This is a genomic window from Pseudomonas sp. GW460-LB5, assembly GCF_059423245.1.
The window spans coordinates 23,843-46,653 of sequence record NZ_JBWKXT010000030.1; the positions used below are offsets into that span (position 1 = coordinate 23,843).

37 protein-coding genes are annotated in these 22,811 nt (G+C 58.0%); 22 read left to right on the top strand and 15 right to left on the bottom strand.

The window, feature by feature from the left end; all coding sequences use genetic code 11:
* Positions 1-10: 10 nt before the first annotated feature.
* The 9 genes from AC07XM_RS18420 to AC07XM_RS18460 form a co-directional block, all read right to left on the bottom strand.
* Entirely contained in the window at positions 11-328 is a 318-nt protein-coding gene (locus AC07XM_RS18420; RefSeq protein ID WP_102689490.1) for a hypothetical protein, read from the bottom strand.
* Positions 325-492: a hypothetical protein gene (locus tag AC07XM_RS18425; RefSeq protein ID WP_172455935.1), complete on the bottom strand. Its 168-nt coding sequence runs from the start codon at positions 490-492 to the stop codon at positions 325-327. The genes AC07XM_RS18420 and AC07XM_RS18425 overlap by 4 nt, the downstream gene beginning before the upstream one ends.
* Complete coding sequence (locus tag AC07XM_RS18430; RefSeq protein WP_102689489.1) at positions 489-1,778, bottom strand: tyrosine-type recombinase/integrase; 1,290 nt, start codon at positions 1,776-1,778, stop codon at positions 489-491. Before AC07XM_RS18430 ends, AC07XM_RS18425 begins: the two co-directional genes overlap by 4 nt.
* The gene (locus AC07XM_RS18435) at positions 1,775-2,203 is read right to left on the bottom strand and encodes a VRR-NUC domain-containing protein (RefSeq protein ID WP_102690328.1); all 429 of its coding nucleotides are present in this window, start codon (positions 2,201-2,203) and stop codon (positions 1,775-1,777) included. Before AC07XM_RS18435 ends, AC07XM_RS18430 begins: the two co-directional genes overlap by 4 nt.
* A complete protein-coding gene (locus tag AC07XM_RS18440; RefSeq protein WP_102689487.1) occupies positions 2,200-2,448 on the bottom strand; it encodes a hypothetical protein in 249 nt (82 codons plus the stop codon). The genes AC07XM_RS18435 and AC07XM_RS18440 overlap by 4 nt, the downstream gene beginning before the upstream one ends.
* Positions 2,445-2,744 (bottom strand): DUF1364 domain-containing protein, encoded by a 300-nt coding sequence (locus AC07XM_RS18445; protein ID WP_102689486.1) that lies wholly within the window; start codon positions 2,742-2,744, stop codon positions 2,445-2,447. Before AC07XM_RS18445 ends, AC07XM_RS18440 begins: the two co-directional genes overlap by 4 nt.
* The gene (locus AC07XM_RS18450) at positions 2,744-3,538 is read right to left on the bottom strand and encodes an ATP-binding protein (protein ID WP_102689485.1); all 795 of its coding nucleotides are present in this window, start codon (positions 3,536-3,538) and stop codon (positions 2,744-2,746) included. The genes AC07XM_RS18445 and AC07XM_RS18450 overlap by 1 nt, the downstream gene beginning before the upstream one ends.
* On the bottom strand, positions 3,528-4,385 hold the full coding sequence (locus AC07XM_RS18455) for a phage replication initiator YdaU family protein (RefSeq protein ID WP_102689484.1): 858 nt from the start codon (positions 4,383-4,385) through the stop codon (positions 3,528-3,530). Before AC07XM_RS18455 ends, AC07XM_RS18450 begins: the two co-directional genes overlap by 11 nt.
* A gap of 138 nt (positions 4,386-4,523) precedes the next feature.
* Positions 4,524-4,748 carry a helix-turn-helix transcriptional regulator gene (locus AC07XM_RS18460; RefSeq protein ID WP_102689483.1) on the bottom strand — a complete coding sequence of 75 codons (225 nt, stop codon included), beginning with the start codon at positions 4,746-4,748 and terminating at the stop codon, positions 4,524-4,526.
* A 104-nt stretch (positions 4,749-4,852) separates the two neighbouring features.
* On the opposite strand from AC07XM_RS18460, the gene AC07XM_RS18465 reads away from it, so the two are divergent.
* On the top strand, positions 4,853-5,659 hold the full coding sequence (locus AC07XM_RS18465) for an XRE family transcriptional regulator (protein ID WP_102689482.1): 807 nt from the start codon (positions 4,853-4,855) through the stop codon (positions 5,657-5,659).
* A 197-nt stretch (positions 5,660-5,856) separates the two neighbouring features.
* Positions 5,857-7,881 carry an ATP-binding protein gene (locus AC07XM_RS18470; RefSeq protein ID WP_102689481.1) on the top strand — a complete coding sequence of 675 codons (2,025 nt, stop codon included), beginning with the start codon at positions 5,857-5,859 and terminating at the stop codon, positions 7,879-7,881.
* A gap of 35 nt (positions 7,882-7,916) precedes the next feature.
* Here AC07XM_RS18470 and AC07XM_RS18475 read toward each other — a convergent pair whose 3' ends face one another.
* Entirely contained in the window at positions 7,917-8,159 is a 243-nt protein-coding gene (locus tag AC07XM_RS18475) for a hypothetical protein (RefSeq protein ID WP_146024532.1), read from the bottom strand.
* 168 nt (positions 8,160-8,327) lie between these two features.
* Positions 8,328-8,654, bottom strand: coding sequence for a DUF1654 domain-containing protein (locus AC07XM_RS18480; protein WP_102689480.1), 327 nt, complete (start codon positions 8,652-8,654; stop codon positions 8,328-8,330).
* A 488-nt stretch (positions 8,655-9,142) separates the two neighbouring features.
* On the opposite strand from AC07XM_RS18480, the gene AC07XM_RS18485 reads away from it, so the two are divergent.
* The 7 genes from AC07XM_RS18485 to AC07XM_RS18515 all read left to right on the top strand — a co-directional run bounded on the left by AC07XM_RS18485 (position 9,143) and on the right by AC07XM_RS18515 (position 12,525).
* Complete coding sequence (locus AC07XM_RS18485; protein ID WP_102689479.1) at positions 9,143-9,415, top strand: hypothetical protein; 273 nt, start codon at positions 9,143-9,145, stop codon at positions 9,413-9,415.
* Between the two features lie 433 nt (positions 9,416-9,848).
* Positions 9,849-10,232 carry a response regulator transcription factor gene (locus tag AC07XM_RS18490; protein WP_102689478.1) on the top strand — a complete coding sequence of 128 codons (384 nt, stop codon included), beginning with the start codon at positions 9,849-9,851 and terminating at the stop codon, positions 10,230-10,232.
* 19 nt (positions 10,233-10,251) lie between these two features.
* Positions 10,252-10,590: a hypothetical protein gene (locus tag AC07XM_RS18495; RefSeq protein WP_070086588.1), complete on the top strand. Its 339-nt coding sequence runs from the start codon at positions 10,252-10,254 to the stop codon at positions 10,588-10,590.
* Entirely contained in the window at positions 10,587-11,084 is a 498-nt protein-coding gene (locus AC07XM_RS18500) for a single-stranded DNA-binding protein (RefSeq protein ID WP_102689477.1), read from the top strand. Before AC07XM_RS18495 ends, AC07XM_RS18500 begins: the two co-directional genes overlap by 4 nt.
* Positions 11,085-11,086: 2 nt before the next feature.
* On the top strand, positions 11,087-11,248 hold the full coding sequence (locus AC07XM_RS18505) for a hypothetical protein (RefSeq protein ID WP_012053518.1): 162 nt from the start codon (positions 11,087-11,089) through the stop codon (positions 11,246-11,248).
* Positions 11,249-11,335: 87 nt separating this feature from the next.
* Complete coding sequence (locus AC07XM_RS18510) at positions 11,336-11,683, top strand: YfdP family phage-associated protein (RefSeq protein ID WP_102689476.1); 348 nt, start codon at positions 11,336-11,338, stop codon at positions 11,681-11,683.
* A gap of 26 nt (positions 11,684-11,709) precedes the next feature.
* The gene (locus tag AC07XM_RS18515) at positions 11,710-12,525 is read left to right on the top strand and encodes a DUF2303 family protein (protein WP_102689475.1); all 816 of its coding nucleotides are present in this window, start codon (positions 11,710-11,712) and stop codon (positions 12,523-12,525) included.
* A 112-nt stretch (positions 12,526-12,637) separates the two neighbouring features.
* Here AC07XM_RS18515 and AC07XM_RS18520 read toward each other — a convergent pair whose 3' ends face one another.
* Positions 12,638-13,219 carry a hypothetical protein gene (locus tag AC07XM_RS18520; protein ID WP_102689508.1) on the bottom strand — a complete coding sequence of 194 codons (582 nt, stop codon included), beginning with the start codon at positions 13,217-13,219 and terminating at the stop codon, positions 12,638-12,640.
* A 94-nt stretch (positions 13,220-13,313) separates the two neighbouring features.
* Complete coding sequence (locus AC07XM_RS18525; RefSeq protein WP_146024531.1) at positions 13,314-13,898, bottom strand: hypothetical protein; 585 nt, start codon at positions 13,896-13,898, stop codon at positions 13,314-13,316.
* A 96-nt stretch (positions 13,899-13,994) separates the two neighbouring features.
* On the opposite strand from AC07XM_RS18525, the gene AC07XM_RS18530 reads away from it, so the two are divergent.
* Complete coding sequence (locus AC07XM_RS18530) at positions 13,995-15,887, top strand: DNA cytosine methyltransferase (protein WP_102689473.1); 1,893 nt, start codon at positions 13,995-13,997, stop codon at positions 15,885-15,887.
* A gap of 9 nt (positions 15,888-15,896) precedes the next feature.
* On the opposite strand, the gene AC07XM_RS18535 is transcribed toward AC07XM_RS18530, so the two are convergent.
* A complete protein-coding gene (locus AC07XM_RS18535; RefSeq protein WP_102689472.1) occupies positions 15,897-16,151 on the bottom strand; it encodes a hypothetical protein in 255 nt (84 codons plus the stop codon).
* A gap of 82 nt (positions 16,152-16,233) precedes the next feature.
* Between AC07XM_RS18535 and AC07XM_RS18540 the strand changes: the two genes are divergently transcribed.
* The 8 genes from AC07XM_RS18540 to AC07XM_RS18575 all read left to right on the top strand — a co-directional run bounded on the left by AC07XM_RS18540 (position 16,234) and on the right by AC07XM_RS18575 (position 19,643).
* On the top strand, positions 16,234-17,037 hold the full coding sequence (locus AC07XM_RS18540) for a hypothetical protein (protein ID WP_256596953.1): 804 nt from the start codon (positions 16,234-16,236) through the stop codon (positions 17,035-17,037).
* Between the two features lie 78 nt (positions 17,038-17,115).
* The gene (locus tag AC07XM_RS18545) at positions 17,116-17,547 is read left to right on the top strand and encodes a hypothetical protein (RefSeq protein WP_256596952.1); all 432 of its coding nucleotides are present in this window, start codon (positions 17,116-17,118) and stop codon (positions 17,545-17,547) included.
* Entirely contained in the window at positions 17,544-17,984 is a 441-nt protein-coding gene (locus tag AC07XM_RS18550) for a hypothetical protein (RefSeq protein WP_102689471.1), read from the top strand. The genes AC07XM_RS18545 and AC07XM_RS18550 overlap by 4 nt, the downstream gene beginning before the upstream one ends.
* On the top strand, positions 17,981-18,232 hold the full coding sequence (locus tag AC07XM_RS18555) for a hypothetical protein (RefSeq protein ID WP_102689470.1): 252 nt from the start codon (positions 17,981-17,983) through the stop codon (positions 18,230-18,232). Before AC07XM_RS18550 ends, AC07XM_RS18555 begins: the two co-directional genes overlap by 4 nt.
* Positions 18,229-18,552, top strand: a complete 324-nt coding sequence (locus AC07XM_RS18560; RefSeq protein WP_102689469.1) for a peptidoglycan recognition protein family protein — start codon at positions 18,229-18,231, stop codon at positions 18,550-18,552. The genes AC07XM_RS18555 and AC07XM_RS18560 overlap by 4 nt, the downstream gene beginning before the upstream one ends.
* Positions 18,549-18,944 (top strand): phage protein NinX family protein, encoded by a 396-nt coding sequence (locus AC07XM_RS18565; protein ID WP_102689468.1) that lies wholly within the window; start codon positions 18,549-18,551, stop codon positions 18,942-18,944. Before AC07XM_RS18560 ends, AC07XM_RS18565 begins: the two co-directional genes overlap by 4 nt.
* Positions 18,941-19,276 (top strand): hypothetical protein, encoded by a 336-nt coding sequence (locus AC07XM_RS18570; RefSeq protein WP_102689467.1) that lies wholly within the window; start codon positions 18,941-18,943, stop codon positions 19,274-19,276. Before AC07XM_RS18565 ends, AC07XM_RS18570 begins: the two co-directional genes overlap by 4 nt.
* Positions 19,277-19,319: 43 nt before the next feature.
* Positions 19,320-19,643 (top strand): hypothetical protein, encoded by a 324-nt coding sequence (locus tag AC07XM_RS18575; protein ID WP_146024530.1) that lies wholly within the window; start codon positions 19,320-19,322, stop codon positions 19,641-19,643.
* 16 nt (positions 19,644-19,659) lie between these two features.
* On the opposite strand, the gene AC07XM_RS18580 is transcribed toward AC07XM_RS18575, so the two are convergent.
* On the bottom strand, positions 19,660-19,845 hold the full coding sequence (locus AC07XM_RS18580; RefSeq protein WP_102689466.1) for a hypothetical protein: 186 nt from the start codon (positions 19,843-19,845) through the stop codon (positions 19,660-19,662).
* A gap of 72 nt (positions 19,846-19,917) precedes the next feature.
* On the opposite strand from AC07XM_RS18580, the gene AC07XM_RS18585 reads away from it, so the two are divergent.
* Genes AC07XM_RS18585 through AC07XM_RS18600 form a run of 4 tightly spaced genes read left to right on the top strand, consistent with a single transcriptional unit; the run spans position 19,918 to position 22,795 of the window.
* Complete coding sequence (locus tag AC07XM_RS18585; protein WP_256596951.1) at positions 19,918-20,838, top strand: phosphohydrolase; 921 nt, start codon at positions 19,918-19,920, stop codon at positions 20,836-20,838.
* 53 nt (positions 20,839-20,891) lie between these two features.
* Entirely contained in the window at positions 20,892-21,389 is a 498-nt protein-coding gene (locus AC07XM_RS18590; protein ID WP_102689465.1) for a hypothetical protein, read from the top strand.
* A 39-nt stretch (positions 21,390-21,428) separates the two neighbouring features.
* The gene (locus tag AC07XM_RS18595; protein WP_256596950.1) at positions 21,429-21,761 is read left to right on the top strand and encodes a hypothetical protein; all 333 of its coding nucleotides are present in this window, start codon (positions 21,429-21,431) and stop codon (positions 21,759-21,761) included.
* Entirely contained in the window at positions 21,662-22,795 is a 1,134-nt protein-coding gene (locus AC07XM_RS18600; protein ID WP_256596955.1) for a tyrosine-type recombinase/integrase, read from the top strand. The genes AC07XM_RS18595 and AC07XM_RS18600 overlap by 100 nt, the downstream gene beginning before the upstream one ends.
* Positions 22,796-22,811 lie beyond the last annotated feature (16 nt).

Consider the following 22,811-nt stretch of genomic DNA (forward strand, 5'->3'; position numbering starts at 1 on the left):
TCCTTCCCCCTCAATCCCCGGTGTAGTTGCTGCCCCCGGCGCCGAGCCGGTTGCCTTCCTGATAATGCGCACCCGGGCCGGTGGCCTGAGGCTTCTTCAACTGCTCGATCTGCTGGAGCGCGGCCCGAAGCCTCATGCTGAGCTGGGTCACCAGTTCATCCAGGGCCAGGGCCTCGCCAGTTGCAGCCGCTACCCAGCCCGAGGCGTTGCAGTGGTCGCATGGCAGTTCGTGAAACAAGCCCTTGGTGACCGCTCTCCCACGGCACAAAGGGCACTTCTCGAGCTCGATCACGGCCTTATTGAAGGCTGGGCCGTGGCTCTTCTTCATGCCTTCGAATCCTCGACTTTCTCGCAGCGGAACGTTTTGCTTCCCACATAAAAGCCGCCCAGGCGCTCGCACTCGGTAGCGACCGTGTAATGAGCGCGAACCCATCCGATGTAGTAGGCCAGCAGCAGGCCCGCAGCCTGGCATGCGAATTCAGCAACGGTCATTTCGAATCCTCGCTTATGGTGGATACCGGAAGTCCGTCGAAACCCGCACGCTCTGCGGCCTTGCAGAGAATCCATGAATCCGTTGATCTATCACCGGTCAAGCCGTGAACCGAGGCGAAACCCTTCTGATCAAGGTGGGCGTGCCACTTCTCCAGCGCCTCACGCTTGCGAGCCATGACGTCGGACTGGATGTACACCTTCACGTTGTGGCCCATGGCATGGTTGATCAGCAGCTCACCCACCAGGTGGTCGACGCCCAGGTCAGCCCAACCGGTGCGGGCCAGCTTGCGCAGGTCGTGGCTGGTCCACTCGCCCTGCCCCATGACGGTGAACACGGCGGATGCCTTGGCCTCGCTCATGGGCTTGCCCTGGCGCCCCGGGAACAGAAACTCGCCGTCGTAGCCTTCGTTGCGCTGGATCTCGCGGTAGGCCATCAGCAGGAAACGCACCTGGTCGGTCAGTGGCAGGCGGTGCTGCACGCTGGTCTTGGTGTGCTCAGCGGGAATAAACCACTCTCGCTCGGCCAGGCTGATATGGCTCCAGCGGGCCAGGCGGGTTTCGCCCAGTCGGGTGCCGTGGCACAGCATCATCAGGGCCAGCACGCCATGCTGCGGCCGGTTGGCCAGGGTGCTCTTCATCCGGGCCATCAGGTCTTCGATGTGCACACCACGCAGTCGCGAAGGCTTGACCTTGACCTTGGCCTTGGAGAAATCACCAAAACGGATGCCGGCCATGGGGTTCGAGCTGATCTTGCCGAGCTTGCGAGCCTGCCGGAAAGACAAGGCCAGCAATTGGAACACCAGTCGCACATAGTCGATCGACAGCGACTCTTGCAGGGGCCACATCAGCTCGCGGTCGAGCAGCGCCTTGTCGATCTGGGCCAGCGGGATCTGGCTGAGGCGCGGCACCAGATGCTGCTTAATCGCCGACGCCGCCGTGCTCTTGCGCTTGGTCGAGAGGTTGCGGTCGCGGGACATGCGCTCAGCGAACCAGGCCAGCAGCTCGCTGGTCAGCACCCAGCTCGATAGGTTGGAACCCTCACCCGCTTCCAAGCGCAGGCGGATATCCGGCAGCGCCGCGGCCACCTTGGCAGCGCTCAACTCAGGGTATGAGCCGATCAGGTTCCACTTGCCCTTGTGGATCAGGTACCACGAGCCGCGCTCGCGGGAACGGTGAAACCGGAAATAAAGGCCGTGATTGCCCAAGGCGCGCAGGTCACGCACCTGGCCGGCGGCCTGCCGGCGAATCTCTGCATCGCTGATTTTCACAGCGGCGGTGTTGGTCATGCTGCAACCTCCGTTTTCGGCAGCAGCAAGTAGGCCCGCAGCTGCTCCATAGCGTCGAAGTGCCCTCGGCACACGATGGCGAGATAGCCCTGATCATTCAGGCGCCGGATACACGCCTGCTGACTGGGCGAGACGGGCGCGGGGTCAACCGTCGCCTTGAATTCGATGTACATGCCGAAGTAGCCGCCCCGGGCCATCGGCAGTACCAGATCAGGGATGCCGGCCTTCACGCCCTGGTCCTTCAACTTTTCAGCAACCTTCTTGTGCCTGTGGCCGCCATTCGGTACGTGGTAGATCAGCTCGAATACATCCGGGTAGCGAAGCGAGATTTCTTCCATCAACGCGGCCTGCTCTGGGCCCTCCCGGTCTACGGGCTTCGCCCGAGTCTTCTTCGCCCGTACAGGCTTCATGATCGCCGGCTTCACTGTTCAGCCCTCCCCAGCTGGACTTGGATCTTGGCTAGGGCTTCAGGGGAGACGAACGCCCGGCCGCCCAGCATGATCATCGGGTCGCAAGGGACTTCCTTCGCACGCTGCCGGTAACGAAGGGCCGGAGCGTTCTTCCAGTGGCACCACTTCCGCTCTGTCTGCCAGCGAACGGTCTTCGTCTTGGGCAGGTACTCGCTGACATAGATCGGAATGCCGCTGAACATCATGGCTGAGCTGATCATGCGGCCACCTTCCCTTCGCTCACGAGGATGTCGAGCGTTCGTACCACGCCTTCCAGGTGCATCAACCGCAGCTCTTCGTGGCTGAACATGGTCTTGCTGCGCGAATCGACAGCGTCATGGCAGGCGCTGCAAGACCAGGCGCCCTGCAGGTCGTTCGGCTTGATGCCCACACCGCAGGTGCCGGCCAGGCGGTAGTGCGCCAGAACGGTGGTTTCCGGGTTGCCGTTACAGACACCCGGTATGCGCACCTGGCACTCACGCCCGCGCGCGGCCTTGGTCAGCTTGGACTGTCGCATCAGATCGCCTCCCGGCCGCGGTGGGACGCCCAGTCGAACGGGAGGACGATACCGCCGCCCTCCCGTAGCCGGTCGGCCGATCGCTCGCCCATAGCCGCTGGCAACTCCTTCGCGCCAAGGTTGGAAATCACGATGGTCGGCAGCATCCGCTCGTAGCGACCGTTGATAATCGAGAACAGCCGGCTCAGCTCGAAATCGCTCGGGGCCTCCTTGCTCGCTCCGACTTCATCGAGAACCAGCATTGACGGGCGAATCAATGCGTCAAGGATGCTCCCCTCGGTCTGGCCGGAACTACCATCGAATGTGGCGCGGATGGCCTGCAGGATTCCGCCGAGGGTTCGATAGGCAGCCGTATGCGTGGAATTGGCCATGACGGCCTGGGCGATCGACACCCCCAGATGGGTTTTGCCGGTGCCGGGGTTGCCCACCAAAATCAGGCAGCGCCCGGCGGCCAGGTTGGCATCAAACTCGGCGGCGTAACGTTCGCAGCGCGCTTTGGCCTTTTGCTGGCCGTCGCAGCTCACCGCGTAGCTGTCGAAGGTCTTGTCCCTGAATCGCTTTGGAATCAGCGAGTCACCCAGCTTGTAGGCTAGGTCAACACGCTGACGCTTGACGTCCTCGGCCTGGCTTTTCGCAACCTGCGCCGCCTTGCAGCCTGGGCATGGTGAGCGAAAGGTGTGGTTGAGGACCTGGTGAGTAGTTGCCTCATACGGGCCATGCTCTTCGCACATGGCCATGGAGGTGACCTGCGGGCCGGCAATGCTGGACAGGTGAACCACTTTTTCAGAACGCATAGGAGCCATCCCCCCGTGGAATAAGGCCATCGTGATAATCGCGGTCGTTGAAGCCGTGGTGACGGCTGTTGGGCTTGACCTGGGCGGGCGATTGGGATGCAAAACGCTTGGTGACCCATTCCACTTCGAAACCCTGCCATCCGCTCTCGATGGCGATCTCCATCGCTTTGCTGGGCTGAACACCGAAGGCCTTGCACTGCTCGAGCTTGGAATTCAGCACCGACCAGATACGTGCAGTCAGCGGCGCACGCTTGGCCTTGCGGATAGCTAGGTAATCAGCGATCAGCGCCTCGCTCAGGTCATGCGGGTTGTCGGCCAGCATCGCTACCTTGCCGAAGGGAGCCTTGCGCTCAGCCTTCACCGGGGACTGCCCAGATTCACTAGGGGGGCATGTAACATCTTCCGAAGGAAGATTTACATAGGGGGTTTCTTTCTTAGAATAAAGAAGGGAGTCGGCGGTTTTGGTCTGTTTCGACTCTTCGCCGATTCGGACCACTTCAGCCGAATCGGCTGTTTTGGTCTGTTTCGGATCATTCACGTAGACCCAGTCTTTCGGGTGATTCACGCCGATGTCGCCCCGGGCACCACCTTCACGGAACAGCACGCGACGGCGCAACAGGCTGGAAACGGCCTTTGACACGGTGTCAGGGTGAGCGTGGATAGCTTTCGCAATGGCGGTGGCCGGGATGCGCTGGGCACCAGCCCTAAAGTTGATGGTGGCCTTGGCCACGTACAGCACAATCTTCATCTCCCGAGCGGGGAGATCGATAGCCAGCAGGCCATCCATGAGCTGGTTGTCCATCCGGGTGAACCCCTTGGACTTGTCAAGTGGGACGATGTTTGTCATGCTTAAACCCGTTATGAAGCTGTAGAGAAAGCCGCCCTGCCAGGCGGTTTTTTTTCGTCTGCGATTCAAGTACTGGATGGATTCGCAGGTGTTTCAGTCATCTACTGCCGCAATGCCCGATCAGCGATGATTTATCTATCAGGCGGCTTCTGGATCTCGAGCCGTTGGCGGAAAGGCATCGTCAAGGCTGCACTCGGCTCCTAACCCGTTCAGCGCAGCAACAATCTTCCGAGCCGCATCAAGGCTGACACACCGTCGACCGGCCTCGTAATTGGCTAGGCGCGACTGGTTCCAGCCGAGCTCCCGGCAAAGGCGGGCTTGGCTTATCCCCGCCGATACCCGGATCTTGCGGACGTTGTTCATTCGGGGCTCCTCAATGACTAGCACTCAGGATAAACACGCATCGTGTTAATATCAATCACAATAAGTGAAAGCCGTGTATTTCATTTCGTGATGAAATCCCGCGCATGAATGAATCACTGAGCCAGCGCATTAAGCGCTTGAGAAAAGCGACGGGAATGTCCCAGGCCCAGCTGGCAGATGCTTGCGGCTGGAAATCGCAGTCACGCGTCGGAAACTATGAAGCCGGTACGCGAGAGCCAACGCTGGCGGATATTGCCGCTATGGCAGCTGCCCTTGGAGTCGACCAATCCGAGCTACTCCTGAGCTCTGCGGCAGTGACGGAGGTTTCGGCGCCAGCCCGAAGTACGACTGATCTTGTCAGGCAGATGCTCGCAAAGAGCGGCAAAGGCATTCCGGAAGAGGCCCGTCAGCGCCTCCTTGCTGCGGCTGAGGAGCCGAGCGCCAGCAGTGTCGTCGCGGCTGACTTCGTTCGCCCCGGCCTCGTGGGCGATGAGGTGTGGATTGCTCACTACGACGTGCGCGGAGCAATGGGCGATGGTGAAGTAGCTCACGACTTCCCTGAAATGCTGCAGGACATCCGGGTCAGCCCTACTCACCTGCGAGAGATGGGTGTCGAGTTCAAAGAGCATTTCCATCTGAAGCTCATAACGGGTGTCGGTCAGTCCATGGCGCCAACCATCAAGAGCCGCGACCCGTTGGTCGTTGACATCAGCATCCGTGAGTTCGTGGGCGACGGGATTTACTACTTTTCCCATCAGGGCCATCAGTACATTAAGCGCCTGCAGAAGAAGGGTCGCGACCATTTCAAGATGATCTCGGACAACACGAATCATCCCCCTGAAGATATTCGGGTTGATGAGACCTACATCCAGGCCAGGGTGCTTTTGGTGTGGAATGCTCATCTAGTATGAAAAGTGCCGAGAGCGGCGATTGGCTGAATCTAAAGGGGGCGTTTGCCATGCCAGCAAAAAGCCACTACCATTCGCGTTTTGTTTTGGCACTATGTAGAACCACCGGCAAGGTCCAAAATTTGTATACGTTGTTTTTTCGTATGATTCATTAGAAAATTTCACACATATTCAGCCTAGTACAAATAAATGGAATTGTGATGAGCGTATTACTTCACACAAATTTAAAGGGAAGACTAAGAAACACATCGCTACCAAAGAGCCACGGACTTCTTCCCGTATTTGAGGCGATTGTTAACTCCATTCATTCAATTGAAGAGAAAGGCAATCTAGAGACTGGCCGCATAGTTCTGGACATTGCCCGTTCCAGCCAATCATCTCTCGATATTGAGGATGGCGTGGAAGCAATAACAGGATTCACGGTATCGGATAATGGTTGCGGATTTAACGATACAAATCTCAATTCATTCCAGACTCTTGATTCAGACCACAAAATCGATAAAGGCTGCCGGGGTGTAGGAAGGCTCATGTGGCTGAAGGCTTTCGATAAAGTCGAAGTCGAAAGCTATTACCAACATGGCGATGGCTTCAAATTTCGCACATTTAGCCTAGATGAATCCAATGGCGTCTTTGATCTTTCGACCGAGGATAAAGCGGAAGTGCGCAGCGGGTCTCGCATCAAGCTTCTCGGCTTCAATCCGGGTTATCGAGACTCCACCCCCAAAACAGCAACAACAATTGCTAACCAGTTGCTTGAGCACTGCCTTTGGTACTTTGTTCGGCCAGATGGCGCACCCCGAATCACAGTCAGAGACGAACACGAAGTTATCGAGATCTATGAACTATATGACAAGAATATGATGTCTGCAGCTACGCATGAGCAGATAGATATTCTAGGCTCAACATTCGAGCTAACCCATATAAAGTTTCGCTATTCAACATCTAGAAAACATCAAATCGCATTGTGCGCTGCCAATCGGCTAGCCAAAGAGGAAGGTATTCAGGGAAAGATACCAGGCCTAACCGGAAAACTAACAGACTCCTCCGGCGACTTCATTTACAACTGCTATGTTTCTTCACCATACCTAGATGAAAACGTCAGAAGCGAGAGAACATCCTTCAACATTGCGGAAGACTTTAATGGGATGTTCTCGCAAACAGAAATAAGCTTACGTATGATCCGTGAAAAAGTATTGGATCGAGCGAAACTTTACCTTGAAAGCTACCTTAGAGATAGTATAGAAGCTGGCAATCGCAGAATAGCATCCTTTATCGACACCCAAGCACCGCGATACAGATTCATAACACGATACGCATCACCAGATGCACTAATCGTAGCACCCGACATCACAGATAAAGATTTAGATCTCCATCTACACGAGATCTGGTACTCAATCGAGCGAGAATTGGTAAGCGAAGGGCACGACATTATGCGCCCAGGAAAGGCTGAGTCAGTAGAGGATTACAAAGCTCGTCTAAGCAACTACATAAACAAAGCTGAAGATATAAAAAAATCTGATCTTGCGAATTACGTATCGCATCGCAAAGCGATTATAGACATACTGGAAGCCTCAATAGTCAGACTTGACGATGGAAAGTATGCTCGAGAAGACACGATTCATGAGCTAATCTTCCCCATGGGCAAAGACTCGGATTCGGTGATGGCTGACGGAAGCAACCTTTGGTTACTGGATGAACGACTTTCATTCCACGCTTACCTCGCTTCTGATAAAACACTAAATTCGATGCCCATTACAGATAGCACCTCAACAAAAGAACCTGACATCTTGAGCTTAAGGATTTTCGACAATCCGATCTTAGTCAACGATGGCAGTTCTTTCCCTATGGCATCCCTTACCATCATTGAAATAAAACGCCCAATGAGAGATGACATGAAGGAAGGAGAGGATAAAGATCCTATAGATCAAGCCCTAGGTTACTTGGACCGTATCAGGGAAGGTGGCGTCCACACTAAAACCGGTAGACCAATCCCCGGAAACAAGAAAATTCCAGGGTATATCTATGTGGTGTGCGACCTGACACCTACAATGACTAAACGCTGCCGCCGAGCAAATCTTAGAGTCACCTCGGATGGTCTAGGATATTTTGGCTATAACGAACCAAGCCATGCTTATATCGAAATCATATCCTTCGACCAATTGGTTAAATCCGCAAAAGAACGGAACCGCTCCTTCTTTGACAAGCTGGGATTCCCTACCAATTGATGGACATCACCGTGCTCTAGGCTTTTAGAGCACGGCTAACTCACAACAATGTAAAGAGGAGTTAGCTTCTCACCGAACTCTATTAGTTCTCCTGCCTTTTCCCTATCCATTGTGACGTGAGCACCCAAATAAAACCAAGACCAGGCCACAGGTCTCAGTCGAACGCAGGAGTCAGCTATCAATAGCCGCTGCGATTGGGCAAGCCGCACTGAGGATTGATTTCCATTCATCTCTTCCTTTATAACAATGACATCTTCAAATACATCGCTTGCATTCATGTCGTTCTCCCTTCAAAACAATTTATTGCTCACCCCTGATTCAGTAAACCGACTAGCTACAAGTTCTAGTGAAATGGTGGAGATCTAGCAACCTTCAAAATAGCACAGACCGCCAGAAGCGACGCAAGTTACCCCACGATTGTGACTAAACCAATACAATGTATGCGTTTAGAATGGCGCCTCCTCCTCTGCCCTCTCCCCCTCCCAATCCCACTCCACGATCAGGTCATCGCGATCATCGGCGCTCAGTGGCTCCCACCGCACCGTCACGCTCTCGTCATCGTTGAAAGTCAGGTCCAACTCTGGCGTTTCTGCAATCAGCCCCATCACCTCCTCCCACTCCATGTCTCCATCCGTGTCCAGGCGATGGATTGTCACCCAGCGCTGAGACTGTGCAATGGGGTGATTGATCATCGACGAAACCCGCAGCCCGAGCCGCTCTACCCCGGTCATCTCTTGGCGTCCTTGTGGTGCCGTCTTCTTCTGCTTGGACATAAGACATCTCCTTTACTGTATATCCATCCAGTTATTGCAATGAGCATACATCACGCCTCGTGAAACGTGAACCCGCCTCCTAGGGAAAATCCTCAACACACCCTCAGGCAAAATAAATCACAAATTGTGTTGACATAAAAAACACGCTGCGTGATATTCGCATCAGCACGCAGTCACTCACCAGGGGCTGCCGAGGCCCTCACCGGCCACCGCTCTTTACACAACCAGACGTGACCACCTCGACGCACCCAGGCCATCACCTGGGTCGGGACAAGCTAAGTCGTCGACCACGCAGCCTCTGGATAGCTGCCGGACTCCCCTCATGGGAGGACGCCAAACCATGCAGCCAGCCGGGAAGAACACCGAACACGAAATGTGTGACCCAGCCAGGTGGGGATAGCCGCGGCAATAAGCATGGAGCGGAAATCAGATTTCACTGGCTGGCCTTGGCGACAGGGCCAGACGGGAAATCAACCGGAGAACGCAGCATGCAGATCAATCAGCAAAAAACGGTTCAGGTCGACGTGACCGAGCTTCGCCTTCACATCAAGGTTCGCGACGGCTTCGCCGCAGGGCTGCAGGACGCACAGGGCGACGAAGTGGGCAGCTACGAGGGCTACGTTCCCGGCTTCTTCCCGGGCGAGCACTACGGCGACTACCTGATCCTGAACATCGACTTGGAAACCGGCCATATCAAGAACTGGAAGAAGCCCGCCGCAGCCGAAATCGAGAAGATGCTGAGCCAGGGCGAGGACGACTGAACAACCAGCGCCACGACAGCCTGTCGTTAACTGCCCGATACCCTGCTCCCCATCGCAGGCTGCATCGGTGATCCACATTGAACGCGAGTTGATCGCAGCGAATTGTGAGCCTGGGTAAGCGTCTCGCCCTTTGGTGAGGCGTCCGGACACCCGGCTTGCCCCGGAATGTGGATTACCGATGCAGTTTTCATCGATTTAAAGCGCATCACCGTAAGCCTTATCCAAGTTAAGGCTCGCCGCAGTAAAGATTAATCGACGTACACGCAGGCGAATCCGGGGCCTACCCGGCCAGACCAGATGCATGTGAGGTAGCGCTCACCGCCTGCACCCCTTCCCTTCACTTCGACCGCATTGGCAGGCGCCAGGCCACCTTTCACGGTGGGTTTGGTCACCCGCGCCTGGCTCCTGACCAATGCGGTTGCTGAGGATAATCATGGAAACGATCACTTGCGGCTCATGGATTGGCCAGCTCGGCAAGGCGCTAGCTCCCCGTGAGCTCGAAGCACTGCTGTGGGTAGCCCAAGGCCTCACCACCAAAGAAATCGCCCGCCAGATGTCGGTCAGCCCTGGCACCGTGGCCAACCGGATCGAGGCAGCGCTGTTCAAGCTGGAAGCCGGCCGGCGCATCGAGGCGGTCACCAAGGCCATGCGCCAACAGATCATCAGCCCGCTCTGCATCGCGCTCGCCTGTCTCATCGCCATGCATGCGGTGATCAACGACAGCGACCCCATGCGCCGAGACCGCCGCGCGCCGGAGCGCCGCACAGCCCAAGTTCGAATCGTTCGCAAGGCCGAGGCCTTCGAGCTCCACGCCTGACCACAATGAGGAATACACCATGCAAACAGCCATCGAACAGAGCAAGGCCGGGCTCGAAACGCTCCGCCAGGAAGTCATCACCGCGACCGAGGCATTCCACGCTAAGTCACGTTTCACCGTAACCAAGGCCGGGAACGGCTGGATGGTGGTCTCATCCCGCGACAATCGGGTCTACGGCCGCAACACCAGCTATCCACAGGCAGTTCGCTATGCGGAAAGTCTGGAGCGCGCCATCGAGGCCAAAGCCCTGCCTGTTGTTGCGCTGGTGAGGGCCCGCCAAGTCGGCGAGAGCGCGACGCGCTGGTGCTCACTCATGGCCCTGCTGTTCATCGTTGCGGCAGCGGTTGCTCAGTCATGAGTCGCGGGGTCAACAAGGTCATCTTGGTCGGAACCTGCGGCCAAGACCCTGAAGTGAGGTACCTGCCCAACGGCAATGCCGTCACAAACCTCAGCCTGGCCACCAGCGAGCAGTGGATGGACAAGCGCTCGGGCGAGAAGGTCGAGCGCACCGAGTGGCACCGTGTGTCGCTGTTCGGGAAGGTCGCCGAGATCGCCGGCGAGTACCTGCGCAAGGGCTCCCAGGTCTACATCGAGGGCAAGCTGCAGACCCGCGAGTGGGAGAAGGACGGCATCAAGCGCTACACCACAGAAATCATCGTCGACATCAACGGCACGATGCAGCTGCTAGGCAACCGGCCGCAGGGTCAGCAGCCAGGCCAGGTGCCAGATCGGCAACCGCAACAACGCCGGCCGTCTCGCCAGCAGCAGAACCAGCAGGCAGCGCCGCCTGACCACGATAGCTTCGATGACGACATACCGTTCGCGCCCCTTCCGTACCTCGCCGGTGCGTAGCGATGAAGCGCCGGCAGCAGGTTCACCCCACCGCCTACTACCTCGGCCGCGCCTGCCGCGACAACAGCCAGTCACGCGATGCCCAGCCATACGGCTGGATGACCGTGGACTGCGGCTGGTGGCTTGCCGGCTGGCATGACCGAGACATGGAGCTTTCCGCTTGAAAGCATTACAGCGCGCGTCCGGCACGGCCGGCGCCAGCAGCACATCACTCTGCCGCCCAGCGGCATAGTCCATCAGGAGACGCAGCAATGTCCAAGCCCACTGACACCACCGAGTTCCTGCAGGAGCTCAACGGCGGCGCCTTCGCCAGCCAAATTGGTCACGCCCTTTCGGAAGTAGCCGCTGGGGTTGTCGACCATGGGAAGGCCGGCAAGATCACCATAACCCTGGACTTCAGCCAGATCGGCGACTCCCACCAGGTAAAGATCAAGCACAAGCTCGACTACAAAGTGCCGACCAAGCGCGGCACGCGCAGCGAGAACACCAGCCTCGACACGCCGATGTACGTCGGCACCGGCGGCAACATTTCCCTCTTCCCCGAAAAGCATGACCAGCTCTTCAACCGGGACGAAGCACCAGTACCCCCACGCTCCTAACTCACAGCACCTACAAGGAATAGCGCATGTCCCTCAGCAAAGAAGCTCTCGAACTGATCCAGGAAAACACCATTGCCGCAGTAGGCCGCGATCTGCCGGCCTTGGGCCCGGTGGTCGTCGTGCCGCAAAACTTCAACGTGGTTGATCTCGAGCGTTATCAGGAAGGCCGCAACCGCTTCCGTGGCACCTACTCCACCCACTCGCTGGCTGACTACAGCGCCTACGTTGTTGAGCGCTCCGCCCCAGCAGCCCGCGGCTTCATCGACCAGGACAATATGAGCTGCATCGTGCTGTTCAACATCGGCACCGCCGAAGAGCCGGGCCATGCCGATGACCGCGCCGTGCTGCGCCTGAAGGCTTCTGCTGCGTTCGCCGCCGTTCAGGCGGTGTGCGGCCAGAGCCTGGTGCAGAAGGCCATGAGCGACTGGATCGAAGACTGGAACCAGCACCTGTCGGCGACCGATGAGGATGGCCAGACCATGACCATCGCCAAAGCGATCGCCGCAGTTCGCACTATCACCGTGAAGGCCTCGTCGGAAAGCGATCACGCAGTCGGCGAGACACGCGCCAGCCGCAGCACCATGGACCAGATTGAGGCCAGCAGCAAAGAGACCCTGCCGGCTTGGCTGGACTTCAAGGTAATTCCGTTTGAAGGCTTGGCCGAGCAAGTGATCCGCCTGCGCGTTTCGGTCATCACCGGCGGCGCGCAACCAGTGCTCAAACTGCGCTGGATCGGCGAAGAGGCCCAGCGCGAAGCCATCGCCCAAGAGTTCAAGGCCGTGCTCGACGCCAAGGTCGGTACCGCCGCGAAGCTGTCCCTGGGTACCTTCGACGCTAAGTGACAAGAGCCAGCGCCACAGCCTGTAAGTGGCATTTGTGGCGCTGGGTTCAACCGGAAGAGCATGCTGATGACTCAGCAGGATCCGGGGGATGAGGTAGTGGCACCGCTCTAATTCAGATAAATGATCTAACTTTATGACTTAACTCCTTGCCGGTGCAGAATTTGAATAGCACTTGCAAATCGAGCTCAGCTGCTTCGAGCACACTCTTTGAATACGCAGCCAAGCCCTTAAGATGCAGCAAATCATTTTTCCCCGAGAACTCACGCAGCTGGTTCAGGCAGTTGGTTACATTTGCAAGATCTTCATATGCGTTTTTACAGTGTGTAAATAGCTCGCTATCGATCACAGCCATGTCCACCACCGTCTTTTCGAAAATCTTTGAATGGACATCTACTATGGGTGATCCACCTCCCGAGCCGGCGTCATGAACACACATCAGGATGTCCCCGTATGAAGTTGACTCCAGCACCACCTTGCATAGATCGGGATCGCTCAGCGAACGCACATGCGAACCTAATGACTTAAGGGTCCATGCATTTTTCATGCATTCTTCTGCAATCAGGCTTTTGTACGCCGTGATCTTTCGCTTCTTTTCACCGCGCCGCTTAAATATCTCGACAATTTCTTTTGTAATAAACAATCCAATTGCACTCAGCACGGTAACAGGAAGATATGACTCGACAACCTTTAGCATTTCAGGCACGGCTAGTCCTCGTAGAAAAATTTTAAAAATCCTTGTAAAGAAACGTACGTCACATCCAATGACAGTCTGCAGTAGAAACCAAAATCTAACCCTCAGCCTCCTTCTGCCATGAGGGCCACAATTTGTAGACTTCCTCCCACATGTCAAATTCTAGCTGTACATAAATTCGCGACCAGACATCCAGGGCGGCAGTATAGACGTCAGTATCCAGATGCTCTTTAGAGCCATCCAGAATCATTACCTGGTACCCGGAGCTACCTTCTTCATCCAAGCGCAACACACGGGTAGTTACTTCGGGACGGTTATAGGCGAGGGATACGTGTTTAACGGCCGTCCCAATTTGACGACAATAGCAAATTGCGGGCGATAGTCGCTGGATGGCCCGTGAGAAATCACCAATGGATTTGAAACTGGGGGCCTTAAGGAAGGCTGCGAGCTCTTCCTTCATTTGTTCGTCGCTGAACTGCCAAATCCAATCATGCATATGCCAAGCAGTAATCGCACAATTCATTGACTTATAAACACGTGCTGCCGGGTTTGGGCTTCTACAGGTCATTGCTTCAGCAATTTCCCATGTGAGCTTTGAGAGCCAGGCTACCGGATGCCCCGAGTGCATCATTTTGGATAAATCAATTTGCCCATGCGATTGCCCCACAGTTGGTTGCTTCATGACTAGTCCGCTTTTCTCAATTTTGCTCACCAATACCGCACTTCAACGAATCACGCCACCCCGGCGAGGGCGGCGCCTGCACGCAAGGACCACAACATGACCTGTATGACCTCCCTCGCCCTGCCCTTCGAAAAGGAGCTGGTTGTCGATCTCTTCGCCGGCGGCGGCGGCGCCAGCAGCGGCATTGCCGAGGCGTACCGCGAACCGGATGTGGCGGTGAACCACAACCCAATCGCCTTGGCTGTGCACCGCGCCAACCACCAGCAGACCGAGCACTACGTTGCAGACGTGTTCGAAGTCGATCCGATCCTGGCAACGAAGGGGCAACCGGTCGGCATCTTGTGGGCTTCGCCCGACTGCCGGCACCACAGCAAGGCCAAGGGCGGGAAACCACGTGACCGCAAGATTCGCGGCCTCGCATGGGTGATCATTCGCTGGGCATACCAGACTCGTCCGCGACTGATTTTCCTTGAAAACGTGGAAGAGTTCGCCGACTGGGGGCCGCTCGACGATGAAGGTCGCCCGATCAAGGCAGAGAAAGGCCGCACTTTCCAGGCGTTCGTGAACGTGCTGGGCAACGGCATTCCAGAGGACCACCCGGACCTACCGGAAATCCTCGCCGAGATCGGCGACCACGTGCCCAAGGAAGCACTGCTGCGCGGCCTTCGCTACAACTTCGAGCACCAGGTGCGCGTCGCAGCCGACCAAGGCGCGCCTACGATTCGCAAGCGCTTGTACGGCATCGCCCGGTGCGACGGCAAGCCAATCGTCTGGCCCGCGCCGACGCATCACAAGACCCCCGGCAAGGGTCAGCAGGCCTGGCGATCCGCCGCCGAGTGCATTGACTGGGAGCTGCAGGGCCGCACGATCTTCCGCGACGATGCTCTGGTGGAGAACACCATGAACCGGATCGCCAAAGGCCTGTGGCGGCACACCCTGGCCTGCAACGATCCGTTCATAGTCCCGCTACGCGGAACCTCGAAGTCGCACACCAGCACGCACAGCGTCTCTGAGCCGGCCTCGACCATAAGCGGTGGCGGCACCCATCACGCCCTAGTTCAGCCGACGATGGCGATGGCTGGATGCCTTACTGAGCATGCGAATGGGTCGAACCAGCGCACCTTTGACACTCTTGAGCCACTGCGAACCCAAGTCGCACAAGTCAAGGGAGGGCACTTTGCGTTGGTCGGCGCGCATCTGACGCACCTGACGCACCACGGAAATCGATCAGGCTACCCTGCCACGGACCCGGCCATGACGGTGACAGGCGCGAATCGCGGCGAGCAGGCGCTGGTTTCTGCCTCCCTAGTGACGTTACGCAAGGGCTGCGTGGGTAGTGCCACAAGCGGCCCTCTCAGTTGCATAACGCAGAACAGCGGTCACCACGCTATTGCTTCCGCCCACCTGGAGCAGGCCAATGGTGGCTTCTATAAGGGCGACGGCCGCGCAGCTGACGATCCGTTTTCGACCGTCCTGGGCAAAGGCTCAAATCAGCGCCTGGTCACTGCCTACATGGTGAAGTACTACGGTGCCGAGAAGGACGGGATCTCACTTCGTGAGCCGGTCCACACGATCCCGTCGAAGGATCGCATGGCTGTGGTCGAAGTCGTCCAGTTGCACAGCCACACGCTGACAGATGAGCAACTGGCCGGTGCCCGCAAGTGCGCGGCGTTCCTCCGAAAATACATGCCGCAGCACTTCACCGAGCACGCCGATATCGTCATGGTCGGTGACTACGTGCTGATCGACATTACCCTGCGCATGCTGCAGCCGCACGAACTGAAACGCGCCCAGGGCTTCCGACCGGACTACATCATCGACCGAGGCCTGTTCCTCGATGAAGTGACCGGTCAGCTGTACTGGAAAGCCATCAGCAAGACTGACCAGGTGAAGCTGTTGGGCAACAGCGTCTGCAAGGACGAAGCACGGGCGCTGGTTGCGGCCAACGCCTCCGAGCTCATCGAACTTTATCAACGCCTGGTGGCATAGCTTCGACCATTACGCGTTACAAACAGAACAGTCAAAAAAAGCATCATCGACCACCTTATCAATCAAATCGGTCACGTCCTTCTGATTTTTGAAAAGTTGAAGGTCTCCACTAGCAAAACGGGAACTGGCAAGAGCGTACGCCTTTGTACGGTAGCTAACTTGCTGATCAATAGGGTATCCGCACTCACACCGCCCCAACAGCCCAGCTTCTAGGGCGATTTGCTCGGCTACGTCCCACTTTTCCTCATTCAGATCAGAACTCATGCTCAACTTCCTGCCATCAATAGGTGGAGGTGGATCATGCCATTTATAAATAACACGTCAAGATATGCTCAACGGTATCCCCATGACCACAGAAAACCGATCCAGCAACACCGAGATGGTCAGCGTGCCCTTTCAGCGCGAAGACCGGTACATCGTCGTCAAGCGCAGCGACCTGGCGCTACTGTCACCTGTCGACTCAGATCTCGCGCACTCCTATCTCGAAGGCGTGATGTCACTGATGGCCGAGTGGAACTGCCCGGCGCGGGAGTGCCTGGTGATTGAAAGCGATTGGCCAGAGTTCGCGCCAGCCTGGGCATCCATCGAAGAGCGCGTTACAGGCGGGAAAGCCCCGCAGCCCCACCCCGAGCCGATAGCCTGGATGGTTGGTACTGCCATCTGGTGGACCAAAGAAGAGGCGGAGCGGGATGCGGCGGCGACTGGGCTGCCGATTGTTGGCCTGGGACCGATGACCGGTGCCGGCGAGGCTGAGCAGATTCGCGAGGTCATCAAGCATTCGGATGATCAGATCATGCGGCAAAGCCTGCGGATCTCGAATCAGCGCGCCCTATTGGCCGAGCGGGATGCGCTGCTGCGCGAACTGCTGGCCGATGATGTTCCGCTGCGGTTGGCTGCCAAGATCGAGACAGCCCTATCTGCCAGCACAGAGCCGAGCGCGCCAGGCAAACAAGGTGCGCCACTTGGAGCAGTACGGGCGCCTGAGATCCAAGACTTGCTGGATCGAGCAGCCACCGCCATTGGGCAATACGGCGATTCATTGCTTGGCCGCGGCCAACGTGAAGATAGCGTCGACCTCCTTGATCTAGAGCGCGAGGTCCGAGACCTGGAGCAACAATTCAAAGGCGCCTTCGCTCAGCCCAGCACTTAGAGCACATTTGTACTCCTCCCAGCTGTAACCCCTCTCCCCTCTATTCACTGCCGCGATATGGCGGCCAAGGACGAAGTCATGCCTGAAGAAAACCGGATCGCCTTCGTGAACTACAAAGCCAGCTGCGGCTGCAAGATGGACTATCGCAGCGGCGATGGCATGTATTCCGAGGTCCACTACATCGACCCATGCCCGAAACACGGCGGCGTGGCTTTCGGCCCCGTTGAGGTCAAGCGCGATAAGGACGGCTGGTGGTGCCACCCAGGTATTCCTGACTTTGGCGGCACTGAAGACCCAGCTCCATTCAAGGCCTGGGTAACTGAGCAATGCCTTCAATTGAAAACCTGGGATATGGATTCGGACTTGGCCGAACATCCGTACTTCGACGGCGCAGCCCACTGCAACGGCTGGGACCCGCAATCGCCAGGCCCTGAATGGTTCCTGATGGGTATCTTCGACACGGAAGACGGCCCGCATGTGCAGTGGGCGCGCCGCGAGGTGAAGCCATGAGCCGCAGCGGATACAGCGACGATTGCGATAACTGGAGCCTCATCTGCTGGCGAGGCGCAGTTGCATCGGCCATCAGGGGCAAGCGCGGCCAGGCCTTCCTGGTCGAGTTGCGCGACGCTCTGGACGCCATGCCCGACAAGCGCCTAGTAACCGACACGCTGGAGGCCGACGGCCAGTTCTGCACGCTCGGTGCGCTTGGCTCCAGGCGCGGCATAGACATGAGCACGATTGACGCTCATGACCGTGAGAGCGTGGCCCAGGCCTTCGGGATCGCTGAGGCACTGGCTGCCGAGATCGTCTACGAGAACGACGAGAGCCCAGGCAAGTTCGTGCAGGACGACGCGGGTCGGTGGGAGCTGATTCGAGATACGCCCGAAAGCCGATGGCAGCGGATGCGCGATTGGGTTGAATCCAACATTCAACAGGTGCAGCCATGATCCGCCTCGCCCTCTGCCTCCTGCTGCTGGCCACCTGCGCCAGCGCAACCGAGAACGTCATCGACGCGCAACACGACAGCCAGCGCGGCGTCACCTGCTACCTGCTCAACGGGGTCGGCATCAGCTGCATCCCCGACAGCCAGCTGCAGGCCGGCAACCAGCGCCAGCTCTCCCCGCACGAACCACAACCCGAACCTACACCCGCACTGGCGCCTGGGCGCTGGATTGATGAGAGGTATCAGCTGTGAGCAAGAAGAAAACTCACTTCACCATCGTCTCCAGCGCCGAGCTGGACGAGCTGCGCCAAGACCGGGCTCGCCTCAACGCGCTGGAATCCTGCTGCTGGGATGTCAGCTTCGAAAGCCATTCGAATGGCATGGACGGCGACTACAGCATTGGCATCGAGATCATTGGCCAGTACATGGGCAAGCCAAACCGGCGCGTGCTCGGCGAGAACTACAACGAGAACCTGCGCGCGGCCATCGACCAGGCGCTGACGGCAGAGGCATACCCGCCAGAGCGCCCGGAATACGACATCTATGGCAACCCAGAGAGGCGCCGGGCATGACCGTCTTGATCGAAGTGAGGGTATCCAACCTCATCGGCGCGCCGCTGGACTGGGCGGTGGCCATGGCCGAGGGCTTCGGCACAGATCCCGAGTGCAGGACCACAATCTGGCGCATCCGGACCGATCCTACCAGCATCAGCATCCGCGGCGCTGCCGAGGGCTTCGGCTATCGCCCTTCCAGCAACTGGGAGCACGGCGGCCAGCTGATCGACCAGCACAGCGGCACAGCGCAGCACATACCCGGCCTGCCCGAGGATGCGTGCTACGCCGGAGGGCCTGCCGGCGCCGGGGTCTGGTGCTACGGTCCAACCGCGCTGATCGCATTCTGCCGAGGGCTCGTCAACCACAAGCTGGGCGATACCGTCCAGGTGCCCAAGGAGCTGATGCCATGACCGAACAAAGCACAAGGGAATTCTACTCTGTCGATCAAGCCTCTCAGCATGCTGCTGAATGGTGCAAACGCAATCCCGCATGGCGCCGGATCTGCGATATCCCGGATATCTCCGTGTTCGAAAAAACCTACGATGAGATTCCAAAGCGCGAGCGCGCCTACTGGGAAAAGAACGGCGGCGAAGAATGCTGGCGTGAATTCGGCGCCGGAGGAACCAAGGTGCCTACCGGGTTCATCTCTGGAAAGGGCGAGTTCTTCGAACACGTCCTGAAAGTGCCACTCCATCACAACATGATGATGGTGTACCGCGTCGGCAAGAGGTGGAAGCCATGATCGCCCTCGCCTACATGGCATACCTGATCTACAGGGCGCCGCGATGAGGAAGGTTACTCGCACAGTTGATGACCCGACCGCCAAGTGGGGCTTCCGCATAATCCCAGCCACATATGAGGAAGCCGAGAAGATCACCGTTTTCCGCCTGGACCGACGCCACAACTACTCCATCAACCGGGAAGGCGAAGTCGAGGTACTGGGCGTGTGTTCCGTGGAGTGTTCAGGTTGCAGCTGCGATTGCTCAAGCTGCAGCTATGGCTACAACGCCCACCCGGCAGCTGGCTGCCGAGAATGCGGCTACACCGGACGCAGCCGCATGTACTTCGGTTATCCGCCGAGCCCGCCCAGGCTCAAGAAAGCAGCATAACCCCTCCCCCAACAACTCAAGCCCTTCGACGGATCGTCCAGAAGTGCGTCGCACCTAGCAACACACCAGGAATAGCCATGCCCAGTCCGCTGTAGATGAACGCCGGCTGATCTGACAGCAGCCCGCCCATAACGAACCCGATGCCCGTGGGTATGAGCGTGACCGCTACGTAGCCAAACGGCTTCCTGACTTCCTTTGCCATTTCAATGCTCCTTGTTTTGGGGGCACTATTTAAACATGCATGCCCGCCGCAGTGCGCGGGCGAGGATCCCCTATGTCTGAACGCAAAACGATGTGCATCTACCATGGCAACTGCGCTGACGGCTTCGGCGGCGCCTGGGTCGTCCGCAAGGCCTTAGGCGAGCAGGTTGAGTTCGTTGCCGGCGTGCATGGTCAGGAGCCACCTGATGTCACCGACAAAGACGTGATCATCGTCGACTTCAGTTACAAGTACGAAGTCATGGCCAGGCTGAGCTGGAAGGCCAACAGCATCATCATCCTGGACCACCACAAATCGGCGGCCGAGGACCTTGGCAAGTTCCCGCCGTTCCACGCCGGCGTTCGGGTCGATGGTCGGCACCCCGACGGGTCGGTCGCACTGGGCTGGGAAAGCGCACACATCTTCATGAGTTCGCAGAACTCCCCCGCTATCGCCTGCTGCTTCGACATGAACCGCAGCGGCGCCATGCTCGCCTGGGACCACTTCTTCCCCGGGCAAGAACCCCCAATGCTGCTGCGCCACATCGAGGACCGAGACCTGTGGCTCTTCCAGCTGGATGGCACCCGCGAGATTCAGGCCAACCTCTTCAGCTACCCGTACGACTTCGAAGTCTGGGACACGCTCATGGCGACTGATGTCCAGACCCTCCGCTCGGACGGTGCCGCGATTGAGCGAAAGCATCAGAAGGACGTTGCAGAGCTGGTGGCTGTGACCAAGCGCCGCCTGGTCATCGCCGGTCACGATGTGCCGGTGGCCAGCCTGCCATACACGGTGACGAGCGATGCGGGTCACCTCATGGCCCAGGGCGAACCATTCGCCGCCTGCTACTGGGACACCCCTGATGGCCGCGTATTCAGCCTGCGCAGCACCGACGAGGGCATGGATGTGTCGGAGATCGCCAAGCAGTACGGCGGTGGTGGCCACCGCAACGCTTCCGGCTTCCGCGTGCCGTTCGGCCACGAACTGACCAAGTAACTACCCTCTTCCACTCAAGGCCGGCGGCGATGGCTGCCGGTCGAGGATCACCTATGCCCGCAGTAAACCGTTTCCACGAAGTAGCCAACGATGCCCTGGTGCAGATCAGCGACCATCTGGTGCCAGGAGCCAAACTCACCTTGGCGATCTACGTACCAGGCGAACCTGAGCAAGACATCGTCCTAATGGGCCCCGGTGCCGATGCTGATGAGGTCGTGAACACCCTGCGCCGCCGTGTCGCCCTGAGCCTTGATGGCGACAACGCCTACAAGCGCGGGGTATGCGATGTAGCCGTAGGGGCAATGGCGGCCGGGAAACAGAACAATAACCAGCCGCCCGAAGGGCACTGGGGCCAGCGATTCTGGGATATCGGCCGGGCCGAGGGCGCACTGCAGGAAGAACTGATTCAGGCACTCCGCCTCGCCCGCCAAGAGCTGGACGCCTGCCAGCGGGTGATCCACTACGCCGGCGGATTCGACCCTGCCTACGTCAATGATGCCCAGGCGGCGCTCAAGGTCGCCGACGCGGTGCTCGAGAAAATACCCGCCTGACCACCAACCTGCCGCCACCGGCGGCGTGGAGACCATCCCATGGATATCGAAACCACCGGTGACGTCGACAAAGTCACCGAGCAACGACTAGCCGAACTGATCGGCTGCACTAAACGCTCCCTGGAGCATCGGCGCCTGGATGGGAAGATCCCCGAGGGCGTCTGGATGAAGCATGGCGGCCGGATCATCTACAGCAAAAAGAGGTATGACGAATGGCTGGAAAGCCAATGGGTTTACCCCGTGGGGTCGAAATCTTCCGCAACTCCCTCCGTATTCGTTTCACATGGGACGGTATCCGTCGATGCGAAACGCTCCCCTATCCCCCGACACAAAAAGGGATCAAGGCTGCATCCAACCTTCGCGATCAGGTGACTAGCCTCAACAAGCTCGGCCTCCTTGACCAGGACAAGTACGCAGAGCTGTTCCCCAGCTCACAGGCTGCAGTGGGCGGTAAGCCGACGTTCGGCGAGTATGCCCAGCTCTGGCTCGACGGCCGGGAAATCACCCAGGGCACGCACAACAACTACAAGAGCGCCCTGAACCTCTACTGGGTACCGCGGCTGGCCATGGTCCGTGTCGACCTGATCACGACCAATCTTTTGCGTCGCGTCATCGCCGAAACCGAATGGACCTCCCCAAACGTGAAGCGCAATGCGATCACCAGGCTGTCCACCATCCTTAGTGCAGCCACCCGGGAAGGCCTGCTTGCGAAGAATCCCGCCGAGCTGATTGACCTGCCGAAGCGCTCGAAGAAAGAGATCGATCCTTTCACCCTGGCAGAAGCCAACACCATCCTCGACAAGCTGTACCAGCACAAGCACTGGCCGAGCCTCATCTACGCCGCTCTGTTTGAATTCATGTTCTTCACCGGCCTCCGCCTGTCGGAGGCTTTGGCCGTGCGTTGGGATGTGATAGACATGGAGAGGAGAACAGTACACGTCAAACGGACCGTCGCCTTGGGCGAGGTTGAGGAAAGGACAAAAACCGGGCGGGATCGCTTCGTGCTGCTGAACGATCGGGCGTTGCGGGCAATCCAGTTCGCCAGGCAGTACGCGGATCGCCGCAGGGATGGCAAGGGAGCGGTGACCGGAACGCCGTTCCTGTTCCCGCCGTCAAAGAACGCCGAGTACGTGAAACAGACCTCCGATCTGCATAAGCAGTGGGTGCCGGTACTGAATGAATTGGGGATCAGACGTCGCCCCCCATACAACTGCCGCCACACCTATGCGACAATATGCTTAATGTCCGGTCTCAACCCCGCATTTATCGCCCAACAGCTGGGTCACAGCGTGCAGATGCTGCTGTCGACTTATGCCCGTTGGCTTAACTCAAGCTCCGATTGGAGCGAGCTGGAAAAACTCAAGATTGGTATCAAATCGGTATCAGCTGAAAGCCCAGCGTCGTAAGTTACTGATAGGTAAG